Source organism: Parabacteroides caeci (assembly GCF_023656795.1).
GTDB lineage: Bacteria > Bacteroidota > Bacteroidia > Bacteroidales > Tannerellaceae > Parabacteroides > Parabacteroides segnis.
On sequence record NZ_JAMOKT010000020.1, the window covers coordinates 64,741 to 76,921 of the forward strand.

A 12,181-nucleotide genomic window follows, 5' to 3' on the forward strand; every position below is an offset into this window, starting at 1 on the left:
CAAATACAAGATTTTATTATAGAATAATATAATTGACAAAAAGATTTGTCAATTATACAGGTTATAACCTGCGTTTTTTCGGTTTCATTAATCTGTTTCATCTGTTCTACACGGTATATATTTTTACTAATATCAAAGGAACAAATTCTTTTTTTATTAAATATTAAAAAAATGATTTTTCAAGTTTCATTTTTGACAAATACATCTGATATAAATATTTCTTATTTCAAATGCATTCCCAATTTCTATTTTTCCAACAAATAAATCAATATATCTCCGGGAGAGATTAATAAAGTAGCTGTATACGATTCAGCAGAAACAAGACTTCCGTCTTTTAATACACGTTTCACGGAGGGATCTGCATAAAAGGTAAGCTCCATTGTATCCATCAGACTTCTGTTTACAATAGCAAGATATTTCTTACCTCCATTTTCCAGCAATGAAATAATGGCTCCATATCCATGTGTATCCAAAACCTTCACCTTTTCAGGAAGAGTAGTCAAACGTGTCGTACCTCTCGGTATAACACTTCCTGTATGTCTGACCGACAAAACTTTTGCCCCCAAAAAGATTCCGGCAATTGATCTGATCTCGGCATTCATATCTTTCACCAAATCATAAACATCCGTTCGCTTACCATCCAAACCAATCGGTCCGTGTTGATAATCATAAAAAGAATCACCAGCCGGTGTCCAATAAGTAAAATACTGTAACCCTTGGGCTCCATAAACCAGATTACTATATAGTTGTAACCGTAAAGAAGCGCGTGTCGGAACAGGATATGGTCCATGTTTGGTAGCAAGAGCAAACGCCCAGAAATCCTTACCGATTTTTCTTGCTTCATCTGAGAAATCTTCCAGATTTTCATACCATTCAGCTTTCAAAACATTATCTCCAAGAACCGGATAATGGTCGAAAGAAAGAAATGGTAGAGGAACCTCTTTATTAAAACGGGTAATATAATCACGATAATTCTGAACACCCAAAAACCTCAAATGCTCCTCACCTCCTGTCGGAAATAAGTTCAGATAGCAAAATTTGCGATTATCTACAGCTTGTATTCTTTTAGCCCAATCACCTAGCGCTGCAAAATCTGCAACAACAGGCTCATCCCGTAAAAAATAACCTGCAACCGCCGGATGTTCCATAAATTTCCGAACAGTTTTTTCTGGTTCTTTACGTAACTCAGGACAAGCTATTATTAGCTGCACACCTACTTTATGTGCGGCGTCAAGCGCTTTTTCCACTTCTTCCAAACTTGAATACTCACTAAAGTTTATAGTAAATCCTGCCTCTTTCAGTTCCTTGAAACGCTCAACGGTCGCTTCATTTGCCCTTATGCCATACCAGGCTACTATGGGTATCTGTGCCGATAAATCCAATCTTTCCTGTGCTTGTCCTATTCTTGTAAACAGTAACAATAAAAAGATCATTCCCAATACGAAATAATGTTTCATAAAATATTTTTTACTAATTATCCTTCTCATTTCAAACTAAGATCCAACCTTTTTCCTGCATAAACTGGTAAAATCATCAGGGTAAGACGATGGTCAGCCACCGAACAATTAATTTTTTTACCATTAAAACGGACTTCAGCTTTTTTCACATGTGCAGGAAGAGGTATGCTTATTTTACCCTCACCGGCAACATACATCTGATAGCGGGACATATCATTATCTACAGGCGAAAATGTTAAATCCACGGGGGTATCTGCAAATTTATAATGAGTTCCGTCAAGAGTAATTTCATTACACTGCTGTCCTGAAAATGCAATCAGCTGTTGACCGTCTAAACGAAAGCCTAAAGATAAACGTCCTACATATGATACCTCATGCCCGTTAATTTTTGCCTGTTTCAATTCTATCCGATCTGATGGAAGAGGATTTTCAAGCAATACTTTTTCATCATCTTCCTGATTTCTTGAGAAACCTCCAAACCAACTTTCAGCATGTGTACGATAATGTGCTACTACCATGGTTGTTGAATTCGGGAAAGAAGAAACAAAATATTCACCAGTCCTTGAAAGATACGACGGATTATCATTTACCACAAACTTTCCGGTAGAAGGATAAGCATTACAAGCATTTAGTATTTCAAACAAAGTACGGGTTTCATACCCCAGGCTTGCCGATTGGTCATCACGTGGACGGAAACCACAATAACAAGCAATTCCTCCATCAGGATATTTAAGCATTGTCCCAACCACTTTCTTGTCTGAATAAGCTATAATCTCCGCATTAGAAACGGGAGTTACCGGATAAATCCGGTCCACAATAAAATCTGTCAGGATTGACTGATCCGGAACATCAGACAAACTCCCGGAAAAATCAATCATTTTCCCGGATGCAATTTCCCCCATATAACAATCATGGTTATACTGAGCTCCAAACAGTTTCTGCCACTGCCTAGTACAATTTTCCCCACTTTTATCGATCAGAGGCGGAGTACTGAACCAGACAACCTTTCCACCAGCTTTAACAAAACGTTCCATCATATCCAGTAATCCTTTTTCCGGTAACGGCTCAAACATAACAACCAATGTTCCGTACTTTTTTTCTGCGACCTGGATATGTCCATCCGATTGTACAGTTCCCATTTCAAGCAATTTATCAGTTGTCAGATAATTTGCATATCCATATTGCGTCATCCAACTTCCAAAACGCGGTTCCACAGCAACCAAATTCATCGGATAAAGAATCAACACTTCAGTATCGCGGTGCACATTTCCTGTCATTAAGCGGATTGGCTCACTCGGACTGGCACCATACGCATAATTTATAGCCATTTTACGTTCCAGAGCTTTATCCGGCATTCCCCAAGCTGCTGCATAGGCATTCGGATATTTATTGATAACACCTATGGATGCAGCCATTGCCACCCCGTAATAATTACGGTCACTCCAACCACCTTCAGCAAAATCATTACCGGTCGGTTGCAGATATTCACTCCATTTAAAATAATCATAACAAGCAGCAGACGCCTGATGTACCGTATTACCCCAGATAAAATTGGATGTATATTCATATTTATAACGATTGCCATATAGTTTCTCACAATTCCAATAGTCTATCGTAGGACTCTGTGCCCATGATGCATGCGCCGACGTACTCAATTCATGCCCAAACAGCTTTTCACCATAATCTTTCGCATTTTTGAATAAGTTGACTACATCATCATTCAACATTCGATAATAACGGTCACGTAATAAAAATGTACGATGTATTGCATCCGGTGTTTCTCCCAAAACATATTGAATATTGACAACAGCATCAGTTGTAGGACGGAACATCGGAGCTCCGTACGCAAAATAGAGCATGTAGCGATCATCAAATTTCTGGTTATACTTCTCTTCATAGCGACATGCCATATTTTTAGTCAGATAACGTTCTGCAAACTGACCTTCTTCGTGATGTCCAAAATAAAACCAATCTTGTTGAATATGCATTTCATCAGAATACAGGGAAGTCAGATTTACTTTTTTATCATGGTACTTCTTTAACAAGTTACTCAAGAAAGCCGGAGCTTCCGGATCAAAGTAATCCATTTCCTGAGTTTCATATTCTAACATAACCATAACCCGATCAAAACCTGCACATTGGATTCCATCACCATAGATACGTAAGCGCTTCATCGGAATTGTTCCCTGATCAGATCCATTGATAGAATCAATCTCCTCATATTTCACATTTTCCAATAAAACAATATCATCCGGATTTACAGATCGCATAGATGTAGATACCACCTTTTCTTTAAAAGCATAAGCCTTTACACCTTTAAGTTTTACCGGAGTTTGTCCCTTATTATTCGTCCAAAACAACTGCTGCCACATCTGCAAGCTGAATTGTCCTGTACGGGGATTCCTCAATCCGACTTTATAAGCAAGCCAACGACCGCTGTTACCCGTTTGATTTTTATATGCCAAACCCAATTCAAGCGGACTAAGCAGGCTCAAACAAAGTCCCATATCCTGTTTTGAGACAAAATCGCTGACAACTTTTATTTTATCAACATATTCATCCATATCAGGAGTCAAATTTCGTTCCGTATTTTTATCTGTACGATATTGACGGAAAAATTCATCAAACGCAATAATCAGTTCTTTCGATCCATAACTCTTTCCTCGTTTACAAACATCACGAAGACTTTCCAAACGAGAATCATACCCCAACGAATTATCTATTTTTTTATCAGGATCTGTTAAATCGTTTAGTTGTTGATCACTTGTCAGAATAATTATTTGTGCCTCAACAGAACTGGTTATCAAGGTAATTCCCACAAACAAATTTAAAATCCATTTTACAATTGTGCTTCTCATAATTTAAAAATTTAATTAATTTGAATATTACACAACAAAAATAGGACTCCTTTACTGCTAACAATTCACAAATCTGACATTTATGCCTACAATATTGACACATGAATATTACAACAAATGTTATTCATATTTTGGAAAAAGTTCGGTATGATCCGGTAATAATAGGATACTGGGTAAGTTTTTTACTAAATGGACATAAAAAAAGCCACCCTGTAACAGGATGGCTTTTTTTTCTATCTTGGGGTGAACGATGGGACTCGAACCCACGACCCTCGGAACCACAATCCGATGCTCTAACCAACTGAGCTACGCTCACCATTTCAGTCTTGTTGAGTATTTCTCTTTAAGACGGTGCAAAGATAGATGTTTTTTCTGATTCCGCAAGCGTTTTCAAAGAAAATTATACAAATATTTTACTTGTAAATCGCTTTCTTCCCGGCTAACAGCGTGTTACGCATCAAAGAAATAATTGTCATAGGACCAACACCTCCCGGAACCGGCGTAATATAAGAACATTTAGGGGCAACTTCGTCGAATTTTACATCGCCGGTCAGCTTATAACCGCTCTTAGTAACACTACTCGGCATACGGGTAGTGCCAACATCAACAATCACGGCACCGTCTTTCACCATATCGGCTTTCAGGAATTCGGGAACGCCCAAAGCAACGATGATGATGTCAGCGTTCAGGCACATTTCTTTCAGGTTCTTTGAACGGCTGTGACAAACAGTTACCGTACAGTTTCCCGGATAATTTTTCTGCATCATCAGCATTGCCATCGGTTTGCCAACGATATTGCTGCGTCCCAAAACCACACAATGTTTACCACTCGTTTCGATTTCATAACGTTTCAGCAATTCCAGGATACCGGCCGGAGTGGCAGAAACAAAACAAGGAAGACCGATCGACATACGTCCCACGTTGATCGGATGGAATCCGTCAACATCTTTACGGTAATCGATCGCCTCAATAATCTTTTGCTCTGAAATATGTTTCGGAAGCGGAAGCTGCACAATAAAACCGTCTACATCCGGATCGTTGTTCAGTTCGTCTACCCGGCGAAGCAACTCTTCTTCGGTTACATCGTCCTCATAGCGAATCAGCGTCGATTTGAAACCGATTTCTTCGCAAGTTTTCACTTTACTGGCCACGTAGGTTTCACTTCCTCCGTCATGACCTACCAGAATAGCTGCCAAGTGGGGAATCTTACCTCCTGCGGCTTTGATCTGGGCGACTTCTTCCGCCATCTCTTTCTTCATCTGAGCAGAGACGGCTTTTCCGTCCAGTAATTGATAATGATTGTCTTCCATAATATATCTCTTTAGTTTTTATCTTCTAAACGATGGGAATTTCTTACTTCCCGGTTTGGCAGCGGTAAGCATGCGCATCATCTTACGGGTTTCATCAAACTGCTTGATTAGTTTGTTTACCTCCTGGATAGTCGTTCCGCTACCTTTGGCGATACGCTGACGGCGTGAACCGTTCAGGATAGCCGGATTGACACGTTCGTCCGGCGTCATGGAATAGATAATCGCTTCGATACTCTTGAAGGCATTATCGTCAATATCGATATCTTTCAAGGCTTTACCAACTCCCGGAATCATAGAAGCAAGTTCTTTCAGGTTACCCATCTTCTTAATCTGCTGGATTTGGGAGATGAAGTCGTTGAAGTCGAACTGGTTCTTAGCAATCTTCTTCTGCAAACGTTTTGCTTCTTCTTCATCGTATTGTTCCTGGGCACGTTCTACCAAAGAAACGATATCACCCATACCGAGGATACGGTCGGCCATACGTTCCGGGTGGAAAGTATCCAATGCATCCATCTTCTCACCGGTTCCGACAAACTTAATCGGTTTATCGACTACCGTACGGATAGAAAGGGCGGCACCACCACGGGTATCACCATCCAACTTAGTCAGAACTACACCATCGAAGTCAAGACGTTCGTTAAATTCTTTGGCAGTGTTCACCGCGTCCTGTCCGGTCATGGAGTCGACAACGAACAATGTTTCGTCCGGTTGGATAGCACTTTTGATAGCGGCAATCTCTTTCATCATCTGCTCGTCGATCGCCAGACGACCGGCCGTATCGACAATCACTACGTCGTTACCCTTGGCACGGGCTTCGCGGATAGCGTTCATCGCAATCTCTACCGGATTCTTGTTTTCCAGTTCCATATAAACAGGAACACCGACCTGCTCACCGACAACACGCAACTGTTCGATAGCCGCCGGACGGTAAACGTCGCAGGCAGCCAGCAACGGCTTCTTGTTTCTTTTGGTTTTCAACATATTGGCCAGCTTTCCGGAGAAAGTGGTCTTACCGGAACCCTGCAAACCCGACATCAGGATAATAGCCGGATTTCCACTCAGGTTAATATCGATAGCCGTTCCTCCCATCAGGCTGGCAAGTTCATCATGAACGATCTTAACCATCAACTGGCTGGGCTTAACGGAAGTAAGTACGTTTTGTCCTAACGCTTTTTCTTTTACCGTATCGGTAAAAGACTTGGCTACTTTATAGTTTACGTCGGCATCAAGAAGAGCTTTGCGCACATCTTTCAGTGTTTCAGCCACATTAATCTCGGTGATCTTGCCTTCACCTTTCAGCAGTTTAAACGATCTGTCTAACCTTTCGCTTAAATTTTCAAACATATTCGTATGTGTATTTATTTTTTTCTTTCTAATTTCTAACGTAATAGGGTGCAAAGGTAAGAAAAAGGATGTAAACCTCTAAATCTTTTTATTCTGCCAAGCTGCTTTTTTCAAATAAATTACACTTGCCAGCAGCAGTCCGGTGTAATAAACAACTTCGGTCAGAAAACAAATAGCAACCGGAAGATGTAAACGCATCCCCGCCACATAGATAAACAATGTATAAAAGACAAGTGTCACCAACTCCATCGCAAAGGCAGAACGGGTATTTCCCGTACCTGTCACACCATTAAATACGATATTAGCGACAGCCGCTATCAGCAAGGCTCCGGCAATCACATAAAGCGAAGGTATCGAAGCATGTATCAAAGAGGCGTCATTCGTATAAACCGACAAGATAGCCGATGGGAAAAGACAGGTGATAAAAACACATACAGCCACAATACCCAATGAGATATAAGAAAGCCGCCGGATAATCGGGATAACCTGGTCGGTATGCCCCGCACCAATGCTATTACTGACAAAAGAGTTGGTTGCCGTGGATAAAGAATTAACCGGAATCAACAGAACGATATACACACTGCGCACAATATTGGCAATCGCCAACTCCCGTTGCCCCAGATGCTCCACAGCTACAAAAAGCATAAAATAAGTACTCAACGATATAAAATACTGTAACATGGTAAATATAGAAATACTTAACACCCGTTTCAGCAACCTGATATCGAACGACCGGAATTGATTCAATGCATATTTCTTTATATCCACCGTCAGGCGGGTATAAACCAGAAAGAAAACAATCGACACCCCCTCTGCTATCACCGAGGCAATAGCCGCCCCTTTGATACCCATTTCAGGAAAACCACCTTTCCCGAATATCAACAGGTAGTCGAGCAGCACATTCGTCAATGCCATCACAACAGCGTTCAAGGTCAATACCTTTGTCCGGGTTATACCGATAAACAGCGCCCGGAACATCACATTAACGAAAGAGAAAAAGAATCCGAACACACGCCAGTCGAGGAACTCTTCCGTTGCTCCCAAAATCGTATCGGAAGAAATCATGAACCGCATAATATCTTTAGCAAAGAGACGGGAGAAAGTAAACATCACAGCCGCCAGTGCCAACAGAAAAAACACTCCCTGTATCATGACCGGTCCTACATCACTGTACCGCCGTTCACCGTTTCTGCGGGCCATCACAATCTGAGACCCCGTACTGAATCCGAAAGCAATCGTAAACACACAAATATAATAGAGCCCACCCATCGCGGAGGCTCCCAATTCAACTTCCCCTACCCTTCCCAGGAAAGCCGTGTCGGTCACATTAATAATGTTCTGCGCCAACAAACTCAGAAAAATAGGATAACTTACATTCCAGATTTGTTTGTTCGTATACATATTCTACTCTTATTATTTTCTAAATGGGGAAACACAAGACCATAAAAAAAGCCCGCCGGCAACCGGCGAGCTTCTTTATTGTTGTTTAAAAACATTCTAAATGCTGCTACCGATGCTCTATATCAGTCTATTTGTTGCTGTATCGGGAAACACAACAGCCGGTTTAAATGTTTTGGCTTCTTCAAAATCCATCATGGCATACGACATGATAATGATGATATCGCCAGGCTGTGCCTTGCGGGCTGCTGCACCGTTCAGACAAATCACGCCTGAACCGCGTTCGCCTTTAATGATATACGTTTCAAAACGTTCACCGTTATTGTTGTTCACAATAGCCACCTTCTCATTGGCAATCAGGTTGGCGGCATCCAGCAAATCTTCATCGATAGTGATACTACCGATATAATTCAGATTAGCTTCCGTTACCGTCACCCGGTGAATCTTTGATTTAACTACCTCTATAAACATCGTTTTCTGTATAATTTGATTACCATTAAATGTCCCTCAAACGAAAGTAGGGTCTTTTGCATTTAAAATAAGGGACTTTTGTTTTCAAAATAAGGGACTTTTAAACTCAAAAGTCCTGACTTTTTTTCGAAAAGGTAATCACCTTATTTATCAGCTACTTATACTTTATATTATCAATCAGGCGAACTTCACCGCAATAGACCGTGATACAGCCGACTGCATAATCGGTATCCGACCAGTTTTTGATCGACTCCATGGTGTTTCCGTCTACGATTTCATAATATTCCACCCGCATAACAGGGTCGGCATTAATCGTATTCACAACATAATCAATAACCTCCTGTATGCTTTTTCCGGCTGCAAAGTTAGTACTTTCTTTTAACGTACGTGCTATTAACGGTGCTTTTTGACGTTGTTCCGGTGTTAAACGAACGTTACGACTGCTTAAAGCCAACCCGTCGTCCTCACGCAAAATCGGGCAGGCGTTAATCTTTACAGGGATATTCAACTGTTTTACCATGGCACGGATGACAGCGATCTGCTGGAAGTCTTTTTCTCCGAAGTAAGCATTATCCGGCTCTACGGCATAAAACAGCTTGCTGACAATCTGGGCCACCCCGTTAAAATGTCCCGGACGGCGCGCCCCTTCCATCACGGCCGATACTGTTCCGAAATCAAATGTGCGGGTATCCGGTTCAGGATACATCTCCGCCTCTGTCGGAGCAAAAACATAATCACAACCGGCCGGTTCCAATAATGCACAGTCCTTATCCAACGTGCGAGGATAAGTCGCCAAATCATTTTTGTCGTTAAACTGGGTCGGATTTACGAAAACGCTGACAACGCACACATCGTTTTCTTCCACGCAACGCTTAACCAGGCTCAGGTGTCCGTTGTGTAATGCTCCCATGGTGGGAACAAAGCCTATTTGCTTGTTATGCTGCCTTTCTTCGGCAAGATAACGCTTCAATTCTTGAATGCTGTTTACTATTTTCATCTTTTTAGATGCTTATTGACGGTGCAAAGCAAATAAATAATTACGGTAAATGAAAGAAATTTATTATCTTTGTGCCGTCTTTATAAAACTAGTTTACAGAATGGATGCAAAAAAAATCTTGTTTATAGCTCAAGAAATAACACCCTACCTTCCCGAATCTGAGATTGCAACAATATGCAGGAATCTGCCGCAAGGCATTCAGGAGCGTGGTCGCGAAATCAGAACTTTCATGCCTAAATTCGGAAATATCAACGAGCGACGCAATCAGTTGCACGAAGTGATCCGCCTGTCAGGTATGAACCTTATCATTGATGATACGGATCATCCGCTAATCATTAAGGTAGCATCCATTCAGGCCGCACGCATGCAGGTGTACTTCATTGATAATGAAGACTTCTTCCAGCGTAAACATACTGTCAGCGATGAAGAGGGAAACGAATACGAAGATAACGACGACCGTTCTATCTTCTATGTACGTGGAGTACTGGAAACAGTGAAGAAACTTCGCTGGATACCAGATGTGATCCACTGCCACGGATGGATATCTGCACTGACTGCATTATACATAAAAAGAATGTATGCAGACGATCCATGTCTTAAAAATGCAAAAATAGTCTATTCTATTTATAATGATGATTTTAAAACACCGTTAAGAAAAGAACTGGCTCAGAAGCTGAAAACAGACGGAGCCAAAGACAGCGACCTGAAAGGTATTAAGGCTGATACCAGCTTTGTCGGCTTGACGAAACTGGCTATCGATATGGCTGACGGTGTGATACAAGGTAGTGAAACGATCAACCAGGATGTACTGGACTATATTGCAACCAAGAAAGATACTCCGTTCCTTCCTTATCAGTCGCCGGAAACTTATATGGATGCATTCAACGAATTTTACGATGTCGTATTAGATTCTAAATAAGTGAGAGAAAATGATGAAGATCAAGCCTTTATTAATTGGCCTGGGCTTAGGAGTAACAATCCTGAGTGGGTGTAGTGATGATTTGAATCTGGTTGGCTCGACAATTCAGCCTGACGGAGACAAAATGCCCGTATATGTAGATACTTTCCAGATGCAAGCGACAACTTTGCTGATGGATTCGGTATATGCAAGAACTACTAATGGACTTCTCGGGGAGTTCTATGATCCGTTGTATGGTAACGTAAAATCTGATTACATCTGCCAGTTTTACTGTCCGGATGACTTCAAGTTTAAGCATGAACCTATTAATGGACAGATTGACTCTATCGATTTTAAAATCATGTATCAGAACGGTGCCTGGGTAGGTGATTCTTTAGCACCTATGCGTGCCCAGATATATTTGGTAGACAAAGAACTGGAAAGAGATTTTTATACGAACTTCGATCCGTTGGAGTATTGTGACATGCAGAATTCATTGGGCATGCAAACATATACTGCATATGATAATTCTGTGCCTGACAGCATTCGTAATGCCACTGATTCTAATGGTGATCGTACTTTTATTCCGACCGTTACAATCCGGATGCCTAAGGAGTTCGGTCAGAAGTTCTATGATGAATCAATCAAAAATCCAAGTACTTTCAGCAGCCAGGAGAACTTTAATAAATTCTTCCCCGGATTGTATATAACAAATACATATGGTAGCGGTAATATTCTGCAAATTACCTATTCGACTTTCTCGATCTACTATAAGTACAATTTGAAAGGTAGCCAAGGTCAGGATTCCACTGCATATTCCAGTGAAACGTTCAATGTAACCAAAGAAGTATTGCAATTGAACCGTTTCCAAAATACAGATTTGACTTCGTTGTTAAAGGAAAATGATTCAATTGCTTATCTGAAAACACCGGCAGGTGTATATACACAATTAACAATTCCTGCCCAGGATATAGTTGAAAGAATCGGAGACCGTGTTATCAACAATATACCTCTGACAATAAAAGCACTGCCGCAGGAAAATTGGCAATGGGCTCTTTCCGCTCCTTCAAATTTACTGTTGCTGCCTAAAGATTCTTTGGCTACTTTCTTTGTGAATAATAAGATAGAAGATAAAAAAACATCATTCCTTGCTAGTTACAGTACTAGTAGTCGATCTTATTCGTATGATAATATCTCCAATCTGATGCAGGAACATATAAAGAATAATCCTGACAAGGATATGGTATTGCTTTTGGTTCCGGTTGAACGTCTTACAGGTCAATCAAACAGCTACTACGGACAATCCCAAACATACACTACGGCAATAAATAATTATTTACTTCCTTCCGGAGTCAAGTTGCTCAAAACAAAAGAAGCGACAAAAATTGTCATAACAACAACGGAATATAAGTAATAATTTTAAATTCATAAAAAAGCGGATAATCAAA

The 12,181-nt window shown here is 40.8% G+C and carries 9 protein-coding genes and 1 tRNA gene; 2 read left to right on the top strand and 8 right to left on the bottom strand.

Going from position 1 to position 12,181, the window contains the following annotated elements; genetic code table 11:
- Nucleotides 1–245 precede the first annotated feature (245 nt).
- From NBH15_RS11945 to panC, 8 genes are all read right to left on the bottom strand, one after another.
- Entirely contained in the window at nucleotides 246–1,457 is a 1,212-nt protein-coding gene (locus NBH15_RS11945; protein WP_250822749.1) for a hypothetical protein, read from the bottom strand.
- Nucleotides 1,458–1,483: 26 nt separating this feature from the next.
- Nucleotides 1,484–4,315 (bottom strand): hypothetical protein, encoded by a 2,832-nt coding sequence (locus NBH15_RS11950; protein WP_250822750.1) that lies wholly within the window; start codon nucleotides 4,313–4,315, stop codon nucleotides 1,484–1,486.
- Between the two features lie 239 nt (nucleotides 4,316–4,554).
- A tRNA-His gene (locus tag NBH15_RS11955) sits at nucleotides 4,555–4,631 on the bottom strand.
- Between the two features lie 97 nt (nucleotides 4,632–4,728).
- Nucleotides 4,729–5,625 carry a bifunctional methylenetetrahydrofolate dehydrogenase/methenyltetrahydrofolate cyclohydrolase FolD gene (folD, locus tag NBH15_RS11960; RefSeq protein ID WP_128134597.1) on the bottom strand — a complete coding sequence of 299 codons (897 nt, stop codon included), beginning with the start codon at nucleotides 5,623–5,625 and terminating at the stop codon, nucleotides 4,729–4,731.
- A gap of 18 nt (nucleotides 5,626–5,643) precedes the next feature.
- Complete coding sequence (ffh, locus tag NBH15_RS11965) at nucleotides 5,644–6,969, bottom strand: signal recognition particle protein (protein ID WP_007654088.1); 1,326 nt, start codon at nucleotides 6,967–6,969, stop codon at nucleotides 5,644–5,646.
- A gap of 78 nt (nucleotides 6,970–7,047) precedes the next feature.
- Nucleotides 7,048–8,370 carry an MATE family efflux transporter gene (locus NBH15_RS11970; protein ID WP_250822751.1) on the bottom strand — a complete coding sequence of 441 codons (1,323 nt, stop codon included), beginning with the start codon at nucleotides 8,368–8,370 and terminating at the stop codon, nucleotides 7,048–7,050.
- A gap of 117 nt (nucleotides 8,371–8,487) precedes the next feature.
- Nucleotides 8,488–8,838 (bottom strand): aspartate 1-decarboxylase, encoded by a 351-nt coding sequence (gene panD / locus NBH15_RS11975; protein WP_007654090.1) that lies wholly within the window; start codon nucleotides 8,836–8,838, stop codon nucleotides 8,488–8,490.
- A gap of 154 nt (nucleotides 8,839–8,992) precedes the next feature.
- On the bottom strand, nucleotides 8,993–9,835 hold the full coding sequence (panC, locus tag NBH15_RS11980) for a pantoate--beta-alanine ligase (protein WP_250822752.1): 843 nt from the start codon (nucleotides 9,833–9,835) through the stop codon (nucleotides 8,993–8,995).
- Between the two features lie 100 nt (nucleotides 9,836–9,935).
- On the opposite strand from panC, the gene NBH15_RS11985 reads away from it, so the two are divergent.
- Both NBH15_RS11985 and NBH15_RS11990 read left to right on the top strand, forming a co-directional pair.
- Nucleotides 9,936–10,754 carry a glycogen/starch synthase gene (locus tag NBH15_RS11985; protein ID WP_044215231.1) on the top strand — a complete coding sequence of 273 codons (819 nt, stop codon included), beginning with the start codon at nucleotides 9,936–9,938 and terminating at the stop codon, nucleotides 10,752–10,754.
- A 13-nt stretch (nucleotides 10,755–10,767) separates the two neighbouring features.
- The gene (locus tag NBH15_RS11990) at nucleotides 10,768–12,147 is read left to right on the top strand and encodes a DUF4270 domain-containing protein (RefSeq protein ID WP_250822757.1); all 1,380 of its coding nucleotides are present in this window, start codon (nucleotides 10,768–10,770) and stop codon (nucleotides 12,145–12,147) included.
- The last annotated feature ends 34 nt before the right edge of the window (nucleotides 12,148–12,181 follow it).

Excerpts from the sequence above, each read along its gene's own strand:
- NBH15_RS11990 (WP_250822757.1), top strand. The coding sequence starts at position 10,768 with ATGAAGATCAAGCCTTTATTAATTGGCCTGGGCTTAGGAGTAACAATC.
- folD (WP_128134597.1), bottom strand. The coding sequence starts at position 5,625 with ATGGAAGACAATCATTATCAATTACTGGACGGAAAAGCCGTCTCTGCT.
- NBH15_RS11970 (WP_250822751.1), bottom strand. The coding sequence starts at position 8,370 with ATGTATACGAACAAACAAATCTGGAATGTAAGTTATCCTATTTTTCTG.
- ffh (WP_007654088.1), bottom strand. The coding sequence starts at position 6,969 with ATGTTTGAAAATTTAAGCGAAAGGTTAGACAGATCGTTTAAACTGCTG.
- NBH15_RS11985 (WP_044215231.1), top strand. The coding sequence starts at position 9,936 with ATGGATGCAAAAAAAATCTTGTTTATAGCTCAAGAAATAACACCCTAC.
- panC (WP_250822752.1), bottom strand. The coding sequence starts at position 9,835 with ATGAAAATAGTAAACAGCATTCAAGAATTGAAGCGTTATCTTGCCGAA.
- NBH15_RS11945 (WP_250822749.1), bottom strand. The coding sequence starts at position 1,457 with ATGAAACATTATTTCGTATTGGGAATGATCTTTTTATTGTTACTGTTT.
- NBH15_RS11950 (WP_250822750.1), bottom strand. The coding sequence starts at position 4,315 with ATGAGAAGCACAATTGTAAAATGGATTTTAAATTTGTTTGTGGGAATT.
- panD (WP_007654090.1), bottom strand. The coding sequence starts at position 8,838 with ATGTTTATAGAGGTAGTTAAATCAAAGATTCACCGGGTGACGGTAACG.